Annotated in this window: 15 protein-coding genes; 5 read left to right on the plus strand and 10 right to left on the minus strand. The window is 69.4% G+C overall.

Translation table 11 applies throughout. From position 1 onward, the window contains the following. Positions 1-25: 25 nt before the first annotated feature. Positions 26-1,765, minus strand: coding sequence for an asparagine synthetase B family protein (locus N4261_RS09775; protein WP_261759963.1), 1,740 nt, complete (start codon positions 1,763-1,765; stop codon positions 26-28). Between the two features lie 221 nt (positions 1,766-1,986). Between N4261_RS09775 and N4261_RS09780 the strand changes: the two genes are divergently transcribed. Further along, the gene (locus N4261_RS09780; RefSeq protein ID WP_261759964.1) at positions 1,987-3,060 is read left to right on the plus strand and encodes a hypothetical protein; all 1,074 of its coding nucleotides are present in this window, start codon (positions 1,987-1,989) and stop codon (positions 3,058-3,060) included. 61 nt (positions 3,061-3,121) lie between these two features. After that, positions 3,122-4,405, plus strand: a complete 1,284-nt coding sequence (locus N4261_RS09785; protein WP_261759965.1) for a glycosyltransferase WbsX family protein — start codon at positions 3,122-3,124, stop codon at positions 4,403-4,405. Between the two features lie 115 nt (positions 4,406-4,520). Here the strand turns inward: N4261_RS09785 and N4261_RS09790 are convergent, their stop codons facing one another. The 9 genes from N4261_RS09790 to N4261_RS09830 are packed head-to-tail and all read right to left on the minus strand — an operon-like array spanning position 4,521 to position 14,591. Then, entirely contained in the window at positions 4,521-5,867 is a 1,347-nt protein-coding gene (locus N4261_RS09790) for a 3-deoxy-D-manno-octulosonic acid transferase (RefSeq protein WP_261759966.1), read from the minus strand. After that, on the minus strand, positions 5,860-7,314 hold the full coding sequence (locus N4261_RS09795) for an oligosaccharide flippase family protein (protein WP_261759967.1): 1,455 nt from the start codon (positions 7,312-7,314) through the stop codon (positions 5,860-5,862). The genes N4261_RS09790 and N4261_RS09795 overlap by 8 nt, the downstream gene beginning before the upstream one ends. Then, positions 7,311-8,525: a GNAT family N-acetyltransferase gene (locus N4261_RS09800; protein WP_261759968.1), complete on the minus strand. Its 1,215-nt coding sequence runs from the start codon at positions 8,523-8,525 to the stop codon at positions 7,311-7,313. Before N4261_RS09800 ends, N4261_RS09795 begins: the two co-directional genes overlap by 4 nt. Further along, complete coding sequence (locus N4261_RS09805) at positions 8,522-10,168, minus strand: glycosyltransferase (RefSeq protein WP_261759969.1); 1,647 nt, start codon at positions 10,166-10,168, stop codon at positions 8,522-8,524. Before N4261_RS09805 ends, N4261_RS09800 begins: the two co-directional genes overlap by 4 nt. Positions 10,169-10,178: 10 nt before the next feature. Further along, complete coding sequence (locus N4261_RS09810; RefSeq protein ID WP_261759970.1) at positions 10,179-11,399, minus strand: DegT/DnrJ/EryC1/StrS family aminotransferase; 1,221 nt, start codon at positions 11,397-11,399, stop codon at positions 10,179-10,181. A 22-nt stretch (positions 11,400-11,421) separates the two neighbouring features. After that, entirely contained in the window at positions 11,422-12,294 is an 873-nt protein-coding gene (locus tag N4261_RS09815; RefSeq protein ID WP_261759971.1) for a hypothetical protein, read from the minus strand. A gap of 12 nt (positions 12,295-12,306) precedes the next feature. Next, on the minus strand, positions 12,307-13,428 hold the full coding sequence (locus tag N4261_RS09820) for a hydrolase 1, exosortase A system-associated (protein ID WP_261759972.1): 1,122 nt from the start codon (positions 13,426-13,428) through the stop codon (positions 12,307-12,309). 31 nt (positions 13,429-13,459) lie between these two features. After that, positions 13,460-14,320, minus strand: a complete 861-nt coding sequence (locus N4261_RS09825) for a hydrolase 2, exosortase A system-associated (RefSeq protein WP_261759973.1) — start codon at positions 14,318-14,320, stop codon at positions 13,460-13,462. 19 nt (positions 14,321-14,339) lie between these two features. Then, entirely contained in the window at positions 14,340-14,591 is a 252-nt protein-coding gene (locus N4261_RS09830) for an acyl carrier protein (RefSeq protein WP_261759974.1), read from the minus strand. A gap of 207 nt (positions 14,592-14,798) precedes the next feature. Here N4261_RS09830 and N4261_RS09835 point away from each other — a divergent pair, with 207 nt between their 5' ends. The 3 genes from N4261_RS09835 to N4261_RS09845 all read left to right on the plus strand — a co-directional run bounded on the left by N4261_RS09835 (position 14,799) and on the right by N4261_RS09845 (position 18,778). Beyond that, positions 14,799-16,433 (plus strand): acyl-CoA ligase (AMP-forming), exosortase A system-associated, encoded by a 1,635-nt coding sequence (locus N4261_RS09835; protein ID WP_261759975.1) that lies wholly within the window; start codon positions 14,799-14,801, stop codon positions 16,431-16,433. 90 nt (positions 16,434-16,523) lie between these two features. Next, the gene (locus tag N4261_RS09840; RefSeq protein ID WP_261760665.1) at positions 16,524-17,729 is read left to right on the plus strand and encodes a pyridoxal-dependent decarboxylase, exosortase A system-associated; all 1,206 of its coding nucleotides are present in this window, start codon (positions 16,524-16,526) and stop codon (positions 17,727-17,729) included. Next, on the plus strand, positions 17,726-18,778 hold the full coding sequence (locus tag N4261_RS09845) for an acyltransferase family protein (RefSeq protein WP_261759976.1): 1,053 nt from the start codon (positions 17,726-17,728) through the stop codon (positions 18,776-18,778). The genes N4261_RS09840 and N4261_RS09845 overlap by 4 nt, the downstream gene beginning before the upstream one ends. Positions 18,779-18,906 lie beyond the last annotated feature (128 nt).

Here is an 18,906-nt window from a genome sequence, read left to right on the forward strand (position 1 = left end):
GCCTGGGCCAGCTTCAATCAGCGGATCAGATGCGGTAGTTGGGCCGGCGGCTGCGCAGCCACTGCTCCAGCATCATCAGAATCCAGACCATCTCGCCGTAATAGCCGGGATGTTCCTTGAGCCGATCGCGCAGCAGGCTCTGGATGAAGTCCGCCCGCACGATGCCACGGGTGGCCAGGCTGCCCAGCGAATCGGTGGCCAATGAGCGCAGGGCCTCATCGCGGGTGGCCCAGACGCCGAAGGGCAGGCCGAAGCCCTGCTTTTTCTTGGTGATGATCTCGTCGGGCAGGAAGCCGCGCAGCGCTTCCTTGAAGAACCAGCGCAACTTCAGGCCGCGCAGCTTGTAGTCGGCCGGCAGGCGCTCGCTGAAGGCCAGCAGGTCGTCGTCGAGCATCGGGAAGCCGACGCGGGTGCCGGCGAGTTGGGTGGTGCCGACGACCTTGGGCAGGTCGGTGTCGGCCAGCGTGTAGCGCCAGTCGAAGGCCAGCATGCGGTCGACCAGCGTGTCGGCCCGGATGGCGCTCCACACCTGGCGTTGTTGCTTCTGCGGTCCGAGCGGATCGACGCGGCGCAGGAAGTCCTGTTCCAGCACATCCACCAGGCCCAGTCGGGTGAGCAGGTTGTAGCTCTGCAGCCGGTCCGGCATCGGCACGCGGGCCTGATCGATGTAGCTGGCGCCCTTCTTCAGCAGCGGCAGACGACCGATCGGCGAGCCCAGCACCGGCTCGAGCAGGCCGCTGCGCAGCGGCGACGGCACGTTGTCGTACCAGGAGAACACCCGCTGCTTGGCATAGCGGGTGTTGCCGCCGAACAGCTCGTCGCCGCCGTCACCGGCCAACAGCTTGCGCACGCCGTCGCCATGGGCCATACGGGCGCAGTAGTAGGAGGGCAGGGCGGAGCTGTTGCCGAAGGGCTGGTCGTAATGCGAGGCCACCTTGGCGATGCCGTCCACCAGATCGCGCGGCGTCACGTAGTACTCATGATGACGGCAACCGAACTGCTTGGCGGCGATGCGGGCGAAGGCCATCTCGTCATAGCCCTCGGCCTCGAAGCCGATGGAGTAGGTGTCCGCCGGCCGGCCCGCCACGCGGCCGATCATGCCCGCCACGGTGGAGCTGTCGGTGCCGCCGCTGAGGAAGCAGGCCGCATCCGCGCCTTCGAGCTGACGCGAGACGGCCTGTTCGAGCAACTGGTGGAACTCGGCTTTCAGATCGTCGAACCGCGGGGCGGCGGTTGCTTGGAAGGTGGGCACCCAATAGGGCTCGATGCGCAGATCGCCACGCTCGAAGACCGCCAGATGCCCCGGCGGCAGCCGGAACACGCCACGGAAGATGGTCCGCGGGGAGGGGATGACGTGGAAGTAGAGGTAATCGAACAGCGCCTGCGGATCGAGATCGGCGGGCTCGTCACCGGGCTGGGCGCTGCCGGCATGGGTCGTCGCGGCCAGCGCGGTGAGGTCGATGCCGCCAGCGACTTCATCGGCCCGGCTGGCAAAACGCAGCTCGGCGCCGACCACCCGGTAGCACAGCGGCTCGATGCCGAAGCGGTCGGTGGCCAGCACGGTCTTGCCGTCCGGACGGCGCCAGGCGACCGAAAAACGGCCGCCCACCTGTGCCAGTGCGGCGCGCGGGTCGGCTTGCGACAGCAGATGCTGCCAGGCCTGGGCGGTGGCCTCGGCCGTCGTGGCGCTGCGCTCGTTCGCGCCGGCCGAGGCGGGGAATCGAGGTTGGCCGGTGCAGAAGAAGAACGGTTCGCGAAGTGACATGAGCATCCCGGAGTGGCGGGGCGATTATCCGTGTCGGTCCGCAGCGTCCGTCCCGGGAAGGCGGTGCTTCCACCCATCTTGGGGGAGCGATTCCCACCGAATTGAGCGTCCTTCCCCCGTAAGCGGGAGGCCGGCGGGCCCACAATCGCGGCGTCCGCGCCACGGTGCGTCGGGCAGGACCGCACCCAGAGCGAACGGAGAGCGAATTGCAGTGTCATTGGTTGCCGCATGCGAATAACCCGGCCTATGCCGGCGTTCGGCTGCGCTGCCTGATCCCGAACGGCGAGTTGAACCGCTTGGGTTGGCGGTCGCGCATCGTGTGGCCGGGCGCGCCGTTGCCGCGACAGGGTGTGATGGTGGTGCAGGCGAAGTGGCTGCTGGATGGCGGCTCGCCCGAGGCGCTGCGGGCGCTGACCCAGCGCCTGGGTCAGGCCCGCGCCGCCGGCGTGACCCTGGTGCTGGACAGCTTCGACAACTACTTCCTGAACGAGACGGACGATCCCAGCCGCCGCGCGCTGCTGGAGGCCTATCGGGAGGCGCTGCGACTGTTCGCAGCCTTCACCGTTTCGTCCCCCGGCCTGAAGCCGCTGCTGGAGCAGGAGCTGCCGGCCGGCGCGCGGGTGCTGGTGGTGGGCGATCCGGTGGAGACGCCGGAGGCGCTCAGCGCCTATGAATCGTGGCCGCGACGGATGCATCCGGGCCGCTGGTCGGGCCACTGGCGCGCCTGGCAGGAGCTGCTTGAACACCGCGCCGCACGGCGCGGTGCGCGACAGCTGATGTGGTTCGGCAACCATGGCAGTGCGTATGCGGCGGGCGGCATGACCGAATTGCAGCGTCTGCTGCCGATGCTGGAACGCGTGGCCGAGCGGCAGCCCCTGCGGCTCACCGTGGTCAGCAATTCCGAGCAGCGCTATCAGGAGCTGCTGGGCGCCGCGCGCTTCCCGCACCGCTACCGCACCTGGGACCGACTGCACTTCCTGCGCCTGCTCGGCGAGCAGGACCTGGTGCTGCTGCCCTCGCGGCTGACCGCCTTCACCGTGGCCAAGAGCAACAACCGCATGCTGCTGGCGCTCGCGCAGGGCGTGCCGGTGATGACCGATCCCTTGCCCGATTACCTGCCGTGGAAGGACTTCTGCGCGATCGACGAATGGGACCGCCTGGCGGACCACATCGTCGATCCCGGTGCGCTCGCGGCCCGTGCCAGCGCGGCGATGCCGGCCATCGCGCAGCAGTATTCATCCCAGGCCATTGCGCACGACTGGCGCGATGCGCTGATGTCGATCACGCGGGCCTGATCGCCCCACGCGCCATCCACGCCCTGTCCGCACCGAACGATCCCACGCTTTCACCGCCATCATGTCCTCCGAACCCACCGCCACGCCTGACGCTGCCGCCATGGCCGCGCCCACCGGTCCTGTTGCCGCCTCATCGGCGTCGAGCGTCGAGCCTCAGGCCCGCACCTCCCCATCGGTGACCCAGGCGTCTGGACCGAGCACCACGCCGCCGTCGTCGTCGGCCGATCCCTTGCTGATTGCGATCGTGCTGCCGCAGTTCCATCCGATCCCTGAAAACGATGCATGGTGGGGCAAGGGCTTCACCGAGTGGCGCAATGTGGCGAAGGCCCGACCGCTGTTCAAGGGCCACCACCAACCGCAACTGCCGGGCGAACTCGGCTTCTACGACCTGCGGCTGCCGGAGACCCGGGCGCAGCAGGCCGAGCTGGCGCGCGAACACGGCGTGGGCGGCTTCTGCTACTACCACTACTGGTTCAACGGCCAGCGCTTGCTGCACCGTCCGGTGGAGGACATGCTGGCCAGCGGCGAGCCCGACTTCCCCTACTGCCTGGCCTGGGCCAACGAGAACTGGAGCCGCGCCTGGAACGGCAGCGACCGCGAGATGCTCATGGCGCAGAACTACTCGGATGAAGACGACGAGGCGCACATCCGCAGCCTGCTGCCGCACTTCCGCGATCCGCGTTACATCCGTGTCGATGGCAAGCCGCTGTTCGTCATCTACAAGGCCGACCACCTGCCGGATCCGGCGCGCACCTTTGCCCGCTGGCGCGAAATTGCGCGGGCCGAGGGCGTGGGCGAGCTGATGCTGGCGCAGTTCGAGTGGAGCGGCGCTGGCTCGGGCGCCGATCCCCGGCATGTGGGCCTGGACCTCAGCATTGAATTCGCACCGGACTGGCGGCGCCTGGGCGGCAAGCACTTCACCGGCTGGAAGTCACGCTGGGCGATGAAGCTCGGTCTGCTGCCCAAGGCCTACGGCGAGCACAACTTCTTCGACTACAACCGGATGGTCGACGGCGTGCTGGCCAAGCCGACGCCCGACTACCCGTTCATCCGCTGCGTCAGCCCCGGCTTCGACAACAGTGCACGGCGCGCGCAGGGGGCCACCATCCTGATGAACAACACGCCGCAGCGCTATCGCCGCTGGCTGGAAGCGGCGCTGGCCTGGACCCGTCGACATCAGCCGCCCCAGCGGCAGGTGGTGTTCATCAACGCCTGGAACGAGTGGGCGGAAGGGAATCACCTCGAGCCGGATGCAACCCATGGCCGGGCTTATCTGGAGGCGACGCGGGATGCGGTGAAGGCGCAGGCTGTGGCCGCGGCTTCGCCTGACGGTGATCGGACCTGACAGGCGTGGGATCGAAGGCGCGGGAGCGCCTTCGAACTCAAACCCAGTGGCGTCAGTGCGGTCAGTGCGGTCCGTGAAGTCCGGCAGGTCCCGGCAGGTCCCGGAAGTGACCGCGTCAGCCGCGCGCCGCGCTGACCCAGGCCCCACACGCCGCCTGATGCCGCGCCACTGAACCCCGCATCGCCGCGAGCACTTCCTCCGTGCGCCGCAGGTCGTCCGCAATCTGCGGTGCCTGCGCCACGGCAGCGAGCCAATAAGCGCACAGCGAGGCTTCATCGGTGCAGGTGTGCAGCACGCCTTGATCGTGCAGCATCCGATAGACCGGATAGGACGGATAGGTGGTGTTCCAGCCATCCTGGATGGTCAACGGTTTGCCCAGCCCCAGCGGCTCCAGCACGTTGTGGTCCACACCCACATGCGCCACCTGCGCCGCCGCATAGAAGTCCCGCAGCTCGCCCACGGTGTCCAGCACCAGGCATTGCACCTGCTTCGGCAGCGGCGCATCGTCCAGCTCCGAGCGGCGTGCCGCCACCAGTTGCTCGTCCTGCAACAGGCTCAGCAGCGCCTGCAGCCGCTCGGTGTTTTCCGGATGCCGCGGCGCCAGGATCAGCAAGGCCTGCGGATGCTGCGCCAGCAGACGACGGAAAGCGCCCAGCACCGCCCGCTGCTCCGGCAGCTCGGTGACGCAACCCGCCACCACCGTCGGGCGGCCCGACGCCAGCAGATCGCCCAGCAGCCGCGGGCTGCGCGCCTGCGACACCTGCCAGCCGGGACGCTGCATCGCATCGAATTTCATGTTGCCGGTGACCTGCAGACGCGCGCGCGGCGCGCCGCGGCGGGCGAGGTGTTCGGCGGTGTTGGCATCCTGCACGCAGAGCACGTCCAGCGCCTGCAGGTAGTCGCGCTCCAGCAGGCGGCGCTCGATCTGGTCGAGCCGTGCCGGCGGCGCGTAGTGGTAGAGCCAGCCGTTGAGCAGCAGCGTGCGGGCGCCGCTTCGGCGCGCTTCACGCAGGAAGGCGTAGGAGAAGCGGCAGGGCGCATCCGATGGCAGGCAGGGGATCTCCGCCAGCGCCAGCAACTGCGGCGGCAGGCGCTCGGCCAGCGCGCGGGCATCGCCGCTGTGGCCGCGCGTCAGGCAGACGACCGCACCCGGCAATCGCGCCAGATACGCCTCGCGGTAATGCGCATGCTCGGTGATCAGCACCGGGCGCAGGTCCGGCCGCTGCGCGGTGAGCCATTCCAGCATCGGCGCCACCGCATTGAGCTCGCCGATGGTGGTCACATACAACCACAGCGCCGGACCGCGGGCCTCGGGGTCGGACAGCGAGAACACACCCTGCGTGTTGTTGCCGCGCCAGTCGCTGAGCTGCTCCATCGCGCGGAACATCCGCCAGCGAAGCGCCTCGCCCAGGCCGGTGCGGCGGACGGAGGCGGGCGGTGTGTCAATGACGGCATCAGGCATGACGGCTCCGCAGGTGGGTGAAGGCACGACGCACTTCCGTCATCACCGGATGGCGCAGCAGCACCGCGCAGCCCAGCCAGGACGCACTGCCGATCACCACGCAGATCAGCAGCCGCGGCAGCAGCGGCAGTGACAGCTCATAGCAGGCCAATTGGGCCAGCGCCAGGCCCGCGCAGCTGCCCAGCGCCAGCTTGACGCTGGCCCAGCTCGGACCGAAGAGTTCGCGCGGCCGAGCGCCCAGCACCGCCATCAGATGGCGGGTGTAGAGCGCCACCGACACCAGGTTGCCCACCACGAACACCGCGGCGACGGCCTGCAGATTCCACATCGAAGCCACCAGCACGCAGATCAGATGGGTCGGCCCATACCAGAGCGCGACCGACAGCCGCCGCTTCACCTGCCCCGTGGCGGCCAGCGCATTCGGTGCCAGCATGGTCAGCGCATGCGGCAAGGCGGCCAGCGCCAGCAGCGTGGCAATGGGTGCGGCCGCCACCCATTGCGCGCCGAAGAGCAGCGCCAGGATGTCGGCGGACATCAGCGCCACGCCGCCCATGAACGGCCAGGCCACGCCGCTGAAGATGGCCGTGCCCTTCGCATACGGCCCGATCAGGCTGTGGCCGGCACGATGGTCGGCGGCCAGCGCCGGCGTGGCCACCCTCAGGATGGCGGAACTGACGGTGGTGGCCAGCAGATCGATCAGGCCGGTCGCGCGGCTGAACAGCCCCAGCGAGGTGAAGCCGAATTGCTTGCCGATGATCAGTTCATGCCCGTTGCGCGAGCCCGATTCCACCAGACGGGAGGCGGTGAACATCGCGCCGAATCGCAGTTGCTGACCCGCACCGCGCAGCCGCGGCCAGAGGATCGCCTCGCGCGGGCGCAGCCACACCAGGATCAGCACCTGCGTGGCGATGCCCACCACCGGCCCCCAGGCCAGGCTCATCGCGCCATGACCATGCCAGGCCAGCCAGATGCTGGCGCCGGCGTTCGCCAGGTTTGCACTCACCTGCACCACGCAGACGGTGCGGAAGGCCAGTTCCCGGTTCAGCAGCGCGAACGAGGGCGAGGCCAGCGGCAGCATCAGGAAGTTGAGGCTCAGCACCAGCAGCAGATCGGCCAGCAGCGGCTCGTGGTAGTAGCTTGCCAGGGCGCCCCGACCCAGCACGATCAGCAGCGCCAGGCCCCAGGCCATGATCAAGGTGATGGTGAAGGCGCTGCGCAGTTTCTCGCGCGAGAGCTCTCGCTCCTGGATCAGGTATTCGGACACGCCGAAATCCCGCAGGATGGACGCCAGGTTAGTCACCACCGCACACAGCGAATAGACGCCCACCTGCGTCGGCGTGAGCAGCCGCGCCAGGATCATCGTCGACGGCACGGTGATCAGCAGGCTGAGGTAGCGCTCCGCAAACGACCAGGCGAGCGCACCGCGCACCGAGGGCGTGGCGCTCATGGTGCGGCGGATGCCGGTGCAGCCGGCGGCGGCGCGGGCGGGGTGACCGGCGCGGGCGCGGGGGAGGTCCCGGCCGGTGCCCCAGCCCCGGCCTTTGGTGCGGAATCCGTGGCGGGCGCTGCAGCGGCAGTGGCAGGCGTGGTGCCGTCGGCCGTGGCCTCAGCGTCGTCGGCCGTCGAGGTGAGTCGGCTCATCGCCAGGTGCAGCGACTTGATGAAGCCCCAGCGATAACAGGTACCGTGATAGAGCGGGCGTGCGGTGGTGGTCCAGCGCGTGTGCCATTCCATCACCTTGCCGTAGAACTCGATGCGTCGGATCGGACCGCCCGCAGCCGCCGCAGTGAACAGCTGCTCGAACTGCTGATGGCGCATCAGTGTGGACGGCGACACGGCCTTGTGGGCCTCGTCATAAGCGGTCTTGAGGATCACCAGCTTGCCGTTGGTGTCGATGCACAGGTCCATCGACACCACGGCGTCGTCGAAGAAGTAGGTGTAGATCCGCGCGCGGCCGGCGCGACAGAAGTGCTCCAGCATCGCCAGGTAGAAGGCGTATTGCGGATGGCCCGGCGCGATGGCCGTGCCTTCCTGCCCCTTCCAGCCGCTGGCCTCCAGACGGCCGTAGTGCGCCAGCGCCGGCGCCACATCCTCCGGTCGCGTCAGGCATTCCAGGCGGGTCTGGGTGCCGGCGGCTTCCAGCTTCTTCTGCTGCTTGCGGATGTTCTGGCGCAGGTTCTTGCCCCGCGCTTCCCAGTAGGTCTCGAAGTCGCCGGCCATCTCGACCCAGGCGGTGTCGATGTAGTCCTGACCGCGCCACCGGGGGCCGTCCTCGGCGCGCGGATGGAACAGGCTGTCGAGCTGCGTCAGGCCCAGGGCCAAGGCGGGTTGGGGCAGGTCCCGCACCAGCTCGGCGGCCAGCGGCTCCAGCGCGGCGCCGGGTTCGCTCAACCAGCAGCCCAGCGGCAGTTGCGACGGTTGGAAGGTGGTCCATTGGCCGCGTCCGCCCTTGACGACGATGGCCGCCGCGGTGGGCGCCTGCGGATTGCCGCGCAGCGCCAATCGCTCACGGCCGGTGCCGAAGGCAGCGAGCAGCGGCTGGATGAAGCCGCTTTCCAGGAACGGCAGCGGCGCGACACGCGCCTGCAGCGCATTCCATGCGGCAGCATGCGGCGCGAAGGCGTCGGCGGTCGGCAGGGGGTAGGTCGTCCAGGTCATGGGCGGGCTTTCGATGCGGCGGACGTCGCGGCGTGAAGGGACGCTGGGGAAACAGCAGGGGAGGCAGCGGCCGTGGCAGCCGCAGCGGAGACGGCCGCAGCAGAAGCTGCAGAAGCATCGGCAGCGGAAGCGGCAGCTGAAGGAGCCAACGGGGACGCGACAGGAGAAGCCACAGTTGAAATCACGGGAGAGGCCATCGCAAGGGAAACAGCAGGCGCCAGAACGGGAACGGGAACGGGAGCAGATGCAGACGCAGACGCAGACGCAGACGCAGACGCAGACGCAGCGGACGGAACCGGCGCAGCAGGCACGACGGCCCGTGCGGGTCGTTCGGCCTCGGCCGCAGAGGAAGTTGATGGCGCGGTGCGCGGGCCACGCGTCGCTGATCCGGTGAGCGGTGCGCGCTCATCCAGCACCTCGTCCAACACCCGAGCCAGCTCGGTGGTGCGCGCGCGGCGCGAGGCTGCCGCAATGGCCGCTTCATTGGGCAGTGAGGCCACACCGCCCTGCAGCTCGCTCAGGAACCGGCGCAGGACGCGATCCACCCCGGCACCGTCTTCCAAGGCCGCCTGGTGGGGCAGCCCGGCACGGCGCATCAGGTGGGCGGTGTCGCCTTGTGGATCAGCCAGCGTGAGGATCGGACGTCGGGCGCGGAGGTACTCGTAGGCCTTGGCAGGAATCTGGTCGTTGCAGTCGTTGGATTGCAGCAGCAACAGCGCATCGGCCTGCAACATCTCCGCCAGGGCCTGCGCATATGGCAGCGGCGGCAGCACCTCGACCAGCTCGGCGATGTCGTTCTGACGCGCCAGCCCCTCGACGAAGCCCGCATGCGACGGCGCACGGAACTGCAGCCGCAGCCGCGAGGCGTCGATCCAGCCTTGCGACTTCGCTGCCGACAGGGCACGGAACAGATGCACCGGGCTGCGCCAGTCGGGATAGACGATGCCGCTGTGCAGCAGTGTGAGCGGTGCGTGAGGCGCGTGAGGCGCGGCCACCAGCCGTTCGGCCTGCAGGAAGGCTTCCTCGCTGTAGCCGTTCTCGATCACGCGCAGCCGATCGGCGGCCGCCGGGAATCGACCGGCATACAGCCGCGCCGCACCGGGCGTGGTGAAGGTGAAGCGTCGCGCACGGGAGAACACCCGACGCTCGACCGCGGCAAAGCTGCGCCACAGCACCGGGTCGGCCGGATAGCCGTCATGCGCCATCGGATCGCGGAAGTCGGCGACCCAGGGCAGGCCGCTCAGTCGCGAGAGCCAGTAGCCGACCAGATGCGCGCTGGGAATCGGATAGGTGGACCAGATCACATCCGGACGCGTGGCACGGATCATCGCCAGGCCCGTGGGGATCGCCCCCAGCAGCCAGCTCGTCCAGCGATCCGGTCGTGCCAGCGCACCGGGATAACGTCGGCGCACCGACAGATGACGGGCCGCGTCCAGGGCAAAGGCGCGTCGCACCCGCAGTCCCGGCGGCACCTCGGCCATCAGGTCCTCGCCGGTCTGTTCATGCACCCGCGGATGCGCGGTCAGCACGCTGGGCTCCCATCCTTCCGCCGGCAACTGCTGGGCAAAGCGCAGCGCGCGTTGCACGCCGCTGCTGCCCGCCATCGGCGGAAACTGGAAGGAGACCATCAGCACGCGTTTCATCACCGGCCCGTCATGCGGAGAACAGCCGGCGCACCTGCGCCACGATGCCGCGCAGGTCGGCGTCGGTGAGGTCCTGGTGACAGGCCAGTTGCAGCACGTGATGGGACCAGGCCACACCCGTGTCGCCCGGCAGCGCCGGCACGCCGGGCCACAGGCGATCCCAGCGCGACACCGGCACGCCCAGGCGGCGCATTTCCAGGTAACCCGGATCGGGCGTGCGCACCCACAGCGGGAACACATAGGGCGCGCTGTCCGCCGGCAGGTGGGGCAGCAGCGGATGAAAGCCCGCATCGCCCTGGAAGGCTTGCAGCAGCACCTCGTAATGGCGACGGCGCGCCTCGACGATGCGCTGCCGAGGCACCCGGGTGGAAATCCAGCCGCTGGCCGCGGTCAGCGCGCGATGCGACAGGGGCAGGTCGATCAAGGCCATGTTGGCATCGACATCCTCGATCCGCTCGTCCACCGCCGGCGTGGCAGTGGTCGTGGTGTCGCCGATGGGCGCAGCGGCGGGGGCGATCGGCACCGGCGCCGGACGGCGCAGCAGGCCGCGCAAGGCGAAGACGCCGCGGATCAGTCCGTTCAGGCCGGTCAGCCGGTCATGGCTGGCGCCCATGTGCAGGATGTCGGCGGCGGCCTTGACCTGTTGCAGCGGCGAGGCGGGCGTGAGCACCGGCAAGGCGAGGTCGTCCCGGTTGATGGCCAGGATGCCGCCTTCGGGCGTCGGGAAGAATTTGGTCAGGCTGGCGATGGCCACATCGCCCCAGGCGCCGACCGCGCGCGCGCCGCTGCGACCGAACATCGCATGGGCGCAGTCTTCGATCAGCGCGATGCCGCGCGCATCGCACCAGGCGCGGTTCGCGTCCATCGGCTGCGGCAGGCCGAAGTAGTGGGTCGCCAGCATCGCCTTGGCACGGGCGGGCGCATGGGTCTGCAGCCAGTCCAGCCGCGGCGCGCCATGCTCGTCGATCGGATAGAAGACCGCCTGCGCGCCGAGGGTGAGCACCGGCGCGACCATGGTCGGGCAGTGGTAGCTGGGCACCAGCACCACATCGTCCGGCCCGACGCCCACGCACTCCAGCGCCAGCAGGATCGCGGCGCGGCCGCTGGTGGTCAGCCGATGGCGCGGATGGGCCAGCAGGCTGGGCAGTGGCGCGTCACGCGCGCCCCGGAAGGTCTCCCAGCCCATGACGGGCAGGCGTGGTGTGGCGGTGGCGGGCGTGGCGAGGGTCACGGGCAGCGTCTCCTGCGCCGGCTCAGCCGACCTGCGCCGACGAGGCCGCTGGCACCGGTGCCGAGGCCGCGGGCGACGGCTCTGCCGCTGATGCACCGGCCGCGGGCGCCGAGGCGGCGTCGTCCGGCAGCACCAAGTCCGACGGCCAGCGATTGATCGCCTGCAGCCGCTGCTTGAGTGCCGGATGTCGCATGCCCGCGCCGTAGCTGCGGCGGGCGGCATCCACCGCCATGTCGATCTCGTTCAGGTCCAGCGCGACCATGCCGACGTTGTAGATGGTGAAGGCGCTGTCGCCCACCTGGCGCGAGGCTTCCTCGAGCTGCCGCTTCGCGTCGGCCTGGCGCTTGTTGTTGTTGAGGTAGGTGACGTAGATGAGCCGGGCAATCGTGTCCTTGGGCCGCCAGAGCAGAGCGCGCTGGAAGTAGCAGTCCACCGTGTAGCGCGCATCGGGCGGCTTGGCCCGCTTGGTCAGTTCCCCGTAGTTCATCATCGAGACCAGTGCCCGATGGTGATTGGGAAACGCCCGCAGCGTGTAGTCCAGATCGGCGCCGATGGCACCGCGCTTGCAGCGCACCAGGGCCTCGCAGGAGTCGATGAAGTGGGCCCCTTCGACCAACTGCAGCGGCGACATCTCATTCGTCACCGGATCTATCTGCGGCAGGTCCTTCCAGTCGCGGTAGTCGTGCGGTCCGTAGTTGTTCTGCAGGCTGCCGCAGGCGTTGGACTGGGCCACGCCGGCGCCTGCCACCGCCAGGCCCGCGATCGACAGGGTGAGGGCGCGCAGTACCCGGCCCGCCGAGGTCCGCGAGGGCTGCCGATGCGGCCGAGCGGGCGCCAGAGCCAGGGCGAGGGCGCGGACGCGGACGTCCGAGGAAGGTCGATGAAGCAGGGGCATGCGGGTCTCCGTTCAGTCCGCACCGGCGGCCGAGGCCGACGGGCGTGTCGCGTCGCCGCGCGGTGCCGGTGCGGTCGATGCGCCGGATGTGTCGGGCAGGGCCGGGCCGCCGGGGTGGCCAGTCGCGGCCAACGCGCGTAGCCAGCTCACCGTCCAGTCTTCCACCTGCGCACGCCATGCGGCGCTAGAGCACGTGTGGTCGGCCTCTGGCAGGTCTTCGCGACGCAGCGTGGGCAGGCTGAGCAGGCCGCGCCAGGCGGCGCCTCCGTCGCGGCAGCGGTCCAGGAATTCCTTGGCGACATAGTCGTCGCCGGACAACATCAGCAGCACCGGACGACCGAAATGGCGCAGGCCATCGGCCATCTGCTCGGTGTAATGGCGATCGTCCGGCGCGCCAGGCTGGCCGGATGACGTCGAGGCGCTGCGGCGGGTCTGGATCAGCTTGCCCACCAACTCGCGCACGGCGGCGAAGCCGACGCGCCCGCTCAGCAGCTTGCGCCAGAACGCGCCCTGGCGCAGTCGGTCGAGGTAGTAGTGCTTGACCTGGGTGCGGGCCAGGCTGGCCTCGGTGCGCACCCAGGGATTGATCAGGCTCAGGCCCGCGATGCGCGGATCACGGCGGCGATGCACATACAGCAGCGCGGCGGAGGCGGCATCGCACAGCCCCCAGAGCACCACGCGGCGCAGGGCCGGTCGTTCGCGCTGCCAGGCGTCGAGCGTGGCGGCGATGTCATCGTCGACCTGGGCGAAGTCCTTCTGGTCGCCCTCGGCGTCGCCCATGCCACGGTAGTCGAAACGCAGGCAGGGCACACCGTCGGCCGCCAGTGCCCGTCCGAGTAGCGTGAACTGGCGATGCGCGCCGACGCGGTATTGCGGACCGCCGACGATCAGCAGCACGCCGAGATCGCCAGCGTCTTCGGTCAGCGGCTCGCTGAGGATGCCGGGCAGCGCGTGGCCGTGGCAGTCGATCTGCAGCAGCGTGTCGCGATGCCGCGCGGCGAAGCGCGGGGCGGCGCGGCTGCCGGAGGGTGCTGCGGCGTGAGCGTCGGTCTGGGCGATGGTCTGCGCGTTGGATGGAGCGTGTTCGCTCGCCTCAGGGTGAGGACGTGTCGTGTGGGCGGCGTTGGCGCTCATGACGCGACTCTCAGCAGGGTGCAGGGCGTGCTCATGCCGCCACCGGATCTGGATGGGGTGCGAACACGGCCTGAAGGCTGGCCTCGATCAATTGCGGCGCTTCTTCGATTTCGGAGGCGGCCCAGAAGGACGGCCCGTGGACGACATCGGCCTGCACCGCCGCGCCCTGTGTGCGCCAGGCCTGCACCGCGGTGTTGGCGGCGGGGGTGAGGGTGGCTGCCTCGCGGCTGGACACCTCCAGCCAGACGACGCGACGGATGCCGGCCATCGGCTTGAGCTGGGCCAGCTCCAGACCGGTCGCCAGCGCGGGCGCCAGCCGATAGCCGGCGACCTCCACCGGCGCGCCGCGGTCCAGTTCATCGCGAAGGGCCTGCAGCGCGCCCTTGGCCTGACCGCCGATGAGATCGGCCGCCACCTTCAGCCGCAGGAACTGCTGCAGCTGGAGCTTGCCGACGGTCACCGGCTGCCAGAGCAGCAGATCGACCGGACGATCCAGCCCCTGGGCCACCGGCCCGGCCAACAGCGCACCCGCGCGCAGGCCCCACAGCCACAGCGGGGTGTTCCCGCGCTGTTCTGCGGGCAAGCGCTCGGTCAACCAGCGGGCGCCCAGCAGGGCGTCCTCGATCCAATCGGTCCAGGTGGCGTCGGCGAAATCGCCGTCGCTGTCGCCGCAACCCAGCAGGTCCATCACCAGCACCTCGGCGCCGGCGGCCGCGAAAGCGCGGGCCGCCAGCGCGGTCATGCGGCGCGACTTGTTCATTTCCTCGCCGAACGGCGGGAGCCACAGCAGTTGGGCCCGGGGCGTGACCACGCCCTGCGCGGGATGGAACACGCACAGTCGCTGGCCGCGGTCACCGGCATCCAGGAAGAATGGGCGGCTCGCGGCAGTCATGGCCTGGGACGCCGGCCGCTCAGGCGGCCAGCTTCTGGTCGACGAAGTCGGCCAGCGCGCCCACCGTGGCGAAAGTGGAGCCGTCGATCTCGTCGTCGTCCATGACGATGCCGAACTGTTCCTCCAGCGCGGTGATCAGGCTGACCACGGCCATCGAGTCGAGCTCGGGAATCGCGCCGAGCAGCGCGGTGTCGCTGGTGAAGGCCTTGGCGCGGCCCTCCAGGCTGAGGACGTCGTCCAGGATGTCGAGCAGGTGTTGTTGGGTGTTCATGTTCGGGGCGGATCTTAACTGTGGCCCTCTGCCGGGCCGTCTGGGATGGACCCCCCATCCCAAGGGGATCCCACGGGTCTGGGGAGGTGGCGGACGGTCTGGCCCGCACGCTGCGTGAGATACTTTTTCGTCATTGTTCCCGAGTCCCGTCCGCGATCCGTACCGAGCGTGCGCGCACGGTCCGCGACCCGCCGACCTCCCGCGCCCATGCCCGTCACCGACAGCCACCTGCTTCCGCACCTCATCCGGCTCAGCGCCGAACGCGATCCGCAGGCGATCGCGCTGCGCGACGGCGCCCGCACGCTGGACTACGCCACGCTGGACGCCCAGGTGCAGGCGCTGGCGCAGGGCCTGCTGTCGCTGGGCCTGGGCCGGGCGGAGCGGGTCGGCATCTACCTGGACAAGCGCGTCGAGACCGTGGTGGCCAGCTTTGCGGCGCCGGCGGCCGGCGGCGTGTTCGTGCCGATCAATCCGATCCTCAAGGCCGAGCAGGTCGGTTTCATCGTGCGGGATTGCGACGTCCGGATCCTGATCACTTCGCGCGAGCGTTACGCGGCGTTGCAACCGGTGCTGGCCGAATGCCCGTCGGTGCGGCAGGTGGTGCTGGTGGATGCGGCCGCCGATGCCGCGCCGACCGCGGGTCCGGCATCGACCGCCCCAGGCTGGCTGCGTTATGCCGATCTGCTGGACGTGCCGTCGCGCGCCGCCCATCGGGTCATCGATACCGACATGGTGGCGATCCTCTACACCTCCGGCTCGACCGGCCGCCCCAAGGGCGTGGTGCTGTCGCATCGCAACATGGTCGCGGGGGCGAAGAGCGTGGCCAGCTATCTCGGCAACCGACCGGAGGACCGCCTGCTGGCGGCCTTGCCGCTGTCCTTCGATGCAGGCTTCAGCCAGCTGACGACGGCGTTTCACAGCGGGGCGTCGGTCTCCTTGCTGAACTACCTGATGCCGCGCGATGTGCTCAAGGCGCTGGAGCGCGACCGCATCACCGGCCTGACCGCCGTGCCGCCGCTCTACATCCAGCTGGCACAGCTGGAATGGCCTTCTGCGATCGATGCGCACCTGCGCTACTTCGCCAACACCGGTGGCCACATGCCGCGTGAGACGCTTGATGCGCTGCGCCAGCGTGTGCCGAGCGCGCAACCCTTTCTGATGTACGGCCTGACCGAGGCCTTCCGCTCGACCTATCTGCCGCCGGAGGAAGTGGACCGCCGCCCCGATTCCATCGGCAAGGCGATCCCGAACGCCGAGATCCTGGTGCTGCGCGAGGACGGCACGCCCTGCGCGCCCGATGAGCCGGGCGAGCTGGTGCATCGCGGCGCGCTGGTGGGCCTGGGCTATTGGAACGATGCGGAGAAAACCGCCGAGCGCTACCGCCTGCTGCCCGCAGGAGCGCCGAGTCGCGAGGCGGGACTGCAGCTGCCGGAATACGCGGTTTTCTCCGGCGACACGGTGCGCATGGATGCGGACGGCTTCCTCTACTTCATCGGTCGGCGCGATGAAATGATCAAGACCTCCGGCTACCGGGTGAGCCCGACCGAGGTGGAAGAGATCCTCTATGCGACCCAACTGGTCGGCGAGTGCGTGGCCTTCGGTGTCAAGCATGCGGCGCTGGGCCAGGCGATCCAGGTGATCGCCACGCCGCCGGCCGGCGCAGCGGCGCTGGACAGTGCCGCGCTGCTGGCGGCCTGCCGGGCCCGCATGCCGGCCTACATGATCCCGGCTGGCTTTGTCGAGAAGACCGGTCCGCTGCCCCGCAATCCCAATGGCAAGATCGACCGCAAGCTGCTGAGCACCGAATGGCTCGCGCAACGCGACGATGCCGCCACTTCCTGAATCGCCAAGGCAGCCCCCGTGAGTACCGACGACAAGACGATCGCCAGCCCGCCCATCGCCGCCGCCAAGCCGGTGCCCCAGCACGCCCCGATGGATCAGTTTGCCGTTGCCGATGGCGAGCTGCTGATCGGCGGCCAGCGCCTGTCCCGCCTGGCGGACCGCATCGGCCGCACGCCGTTCTATGCCTGCGATCGCAGCCTGTTGACACACCGCGTCCATGCCTTGCGGGCGGCACTGCCCGTCGGCATCGAACTGCATTACGCGATGAAGGCCAACCCGATGCCGGCGGTGGTCGCTCACATGGCCGGTCTGGTGGATGGCATCGATGTGGCCTCCGGCGGCGAACTGCAGGTGGCGCTGGACGCTGGCGCAGATCCGCGCGAGATCAGCTTTGCCGGCCCCGGCAAGAGCGCTCTCGAGCTCAAACAGGCCTTGGCGGCCGGCATCCTGATCAACATCGAGTCCTTCCGCGAGGTCGAGCTGCTGCGTCAGCTGTCAGCGGAGACCGGCTATGCGGCACGCGTCGCGGTGCGGGTGAATCCGGACTTCGAGCTGAAGTCCTCCGGCATGAAGATGGGCGGCGGCCCGAAGCAGTTCGGCGTTGATGCCGAGCAGGTGCCGGACCTGCTGGCTCGCATCGGTGAGGCGGGGCTGGGCTTCGAAGGCTTCCATCTCTTCGCCGGCTCGCAGAACCTCAAGCCGGAAGCGATCGTCGAGGCCCAGCAGAAGAGCTTCGAACTGGCGCTGCGTCTGGCCAAGGACGCGCCCGCGCCGGTGCGGGTGCTCAACTTGGGCGGCGGCTTCGGCATCCCGTATTTCCCGGGCGAGCAGCGGCTGGATCTGGCGCCGATTGGTGCCAACCTCGCCGCGTTGCTGCAGCGGTCCCAGGTCGAGATGCCCGGCGTGCGGCTGGTCATCGAACTGGGCCGCTACCTGGTGGGCGAGGCCGGTGTCTATGTGTGCCGCGTGGTGGACCGCAAGGTTTCGCGCGGGCAGGTCTATCTGGTGACGGATGGTGGCCTGCATCACCATCTGGCGGCCTCCGGCAACTTCGGTCAGGTGATCCGCAAGAACTACCCGGTCGCGATCGGCAACCGCATGGACGGCGCGATGGAGCCCGGCGTGTCGGTGGTGGGGCCCTTGTGCACGCCGCTGGACCTGCTGGGCGAGCGCATGAGCCTGGCCCATGCGGAGCCCGGCGATCTGGTGGTGGTGTTCCAGTCGGGCGCGTACGGCATCACGGCCAGTCCGCAGAACTTCCTGAGCCATCCTGCGGCGGCCGAGGTGCTGGTGTGAGCTCGTCGCCGCGCCTGGCGCAGCTGGATGCGCTGCGCGGCCTCGCGGCGCTGGCGGTGGTGCTGTTTCATTACACGACCCGGTATGACGCGCTGTTCGGCCACACCAGCGCGCCCTTGGCATCGGTGCCCTGGGGCCATGTGGGTGTGAACCTGTTCTTCATGATCAGCGGCTTCGTGATCTTCATGACGCTGGAGCGCACGCCGCGGCCGATGGATTTCGTCGTCTCCCGATTCAGTCGGCTGTATCCGGCCTACTGGGGCGCCTTGCTGCTGACCTTCGCGTTGACCCATGCGATCGGCCTGCCCGGCAAGACGGTGGGCTGGGAGACCTTGCTGGTCAACGTGTCCATGGTGCAGGGCGTGTTCGGCGTGCCGCATGTGGACGGGGTCTACTGGACCTTGGAAGTCGAACTGCTGTTCTATGCCTGGGCGCTGCTGAGCCATCGCGCGGGCGGTGCCCATGGCCTGCGGCTGTTTCTCTTCGGCTGCCTGGCGCTGCGGCTGGTGTATCTCGGCTTCAGCACCTTCTGGCACATCGACCTGCCGTGGATGGGTCAACGCTGGCTGCTGCTGCCCTCCATCGCCTGGTTCGCGCTGGGGGTGGCGATCTATCGGATCAGCCGCGCGGAGGTGTTGCCGCGACGGGATGCCGGCTTGGCGCTGGCGGCGGTGCTGGTGATCGCATTGGCGGATGGGTTGGAACTGGCCGCACTGGCGGCGGTGTTCTTCGTGCTGCTGCTGGGCGCGGCACGGGCGCGTTGGACCTGGCTGGCGCATCCGGTGCTGCTGTGGCTGGGCGCGATTTCCTACACCCTGTACCTGCTGCACGAGAACATCGGCTGGGCGGTGATCCGTCGCCTGGAGCTGTGGGGCGTGTCGGCCAATCTGGCGATCCTGGCGGCCTTCGTGCTGTCGTTGGCACTGGCGCATGTGCTGACGACCTGGGTCGAGCAGCCGGCCATGCCCTGGATCCGTCGGCGATACGGCGCCGCTTCGGTACATCCTCACAGCGCTCCGGACCCCGTCTCCGGTGCCGCGCCGCGCTGATGATCATCGCCCGAGCGGCCCTGGCGCCGATCGAGGTGTCTGTGGTGGTGTCGGTGAGGTTGCCGCGTCGGCGTCGCGGGGCAAACGGGTGACACGCGGGCGACGGGCGAGTGGAGGAAGACCCGGTC

It is taken from the genome of Roseateles amylovorans (genome assembly GCF_025398155.2).
Classification (GTDB): domain Bacteria; phylum Pseudomonadota; class Gammaproteobacteria; order Burkholderiales; family Burkholderiaceae_C; genus Roseateles; species Roseateles amylovorans.

Coding starts and splice junctions, on each gene's coding strand:
- N4261_RS09835 (WP_261759975.1), top strand. CDS start 14,799: ATGCCCGTCACCGACAGCCACCTGCTTCCGCACCTCATCCGGCTCAGC.
- N4261_RS09790 (WP_261759966.1), bottom strand. CDS start 5,867: ATGCCTGATGCCGTCATTGACACACCGCCCGCCTCCGTCCGCCGCACC.
- N4261_RS09775 (WP_261759963.1), bottom strand. CDS start 1,765: ATGTCACTTCGCGAACCGTTCTTCTTCTGCACCGGCCAACCTCGATTC.
- N4261_RS09795 (WP_261759967.1), bottom strand. CDS start 7,314: ATGAGCGCCACGCCCTCGGTGCGCGGTGCGCTCGCCTGGTCGTTTGCG.
- N4261_RS09815 (WP_261759971.1), bottom strand. CDS start 12,294: ATGCCCCTGCTTCATCGACCTTCCTCGGACGTCCGCGTCCGCGCCCTC.
- N4261_RS09825 (WP_261759973.1), bottom strand. CDS start 14,320: ATGACTGCCGCGAGCCGCCCATTCTTCCTGGATGCCGGTGACCGCGGC.
- N4261_RS09820 (WP_261759972.1), bottom strand. CDS start 13,428: ATGAGCGCCAACGCCGCCCACACGACACGTCCTCACCCTGAGGCGAGC.
- N4261_RS09785 (WP_261759965.1), top strand. CDS start 3,122: ATGTCCTCCGAACCCACCGCCACGCCTGACGCTGCCGCCATGGCCGCG.
- N4261_RS09805 (WP_261759969.1), bottom strand. CDS start 10,168: ATGAAACGCGTGCTGATGGTCTCCTTCCAGTTTCCGCCGATGGCGGGC.
- N4261_RS09840 (WP_261760665.1), top strand. CDS start 16,524: ATGGATCAGTTTGCCGTTGCCGATGGCGAGCTGCTGATCGGCGGCCAG.
- N4261_RS09800 (WP_261759968.1), bottom strand. CDS start 8,525: ATGACCTGGACGACCTACCCCCTGCCGACCGCCGACGCCTTCGCGCCG.
- N4261_RS09830 (WP_261759974.1), bottom strand. CDS start 14,591: ATGAACACCCAACAACACCTGCTCGACATCCTGGACGACGTCCTCAGC.